The sequence below is a fragment of the Neisseria sp. P0008.S010 genome, assembly GCF_051962715.1.
In the GTDB taxonomy this organism is placed as follows: domain Bacteria; phylum Pseudomonadota; class Gammaproteobacteria; order Burkholderiales; family Neisseriaceae; genus Neisseria; species Neisseria elongata.
In genome coordinates this window covers 1-266 of the sequence record NZ_JBQCVA010000308.1, presented here as the reverse complement: position 1 = coordinate 266, position 266 = coordinate 1, and the positions used below count along the sequence as shown (strand labels likewise).

Below are 266 nucleotides of genomic sequence, written 5' to 3'. Positions count from 1 at the left end.
GGTCTCAAGCGTTGTTCGGAATCACTGGGCGTAAAGGGTGCGTAGGCTGCACGGTAAGTCAGAGGTGAAATCCCGGAGCTCAACTTCGGAATTGCCTCCGATACTGCCGTGCTTGAGGACTGGAGAGGAGTCTGGAATTCACAGTGGAGCAGTGAAATGCGTAGATATTGTGAGGAACACTAGTGGCGAAGGCGAGACTCTGGACAGTTCCTGACGCTGAGGCACGAAGGCCAGGGGAGCAACCGGGATTAGATACCCTAGTAGTC

General features: G+C 54.5%; 1 rRNA gene. It reads left to right on the top strand.

The annotated features are described in order from the left end of the window. Positions 1-266: ribosomal RNA gene (locus tag ACTHSL_RS13715) — 16S ribosomal RNA — on the top strand; the annotation flags it as partial.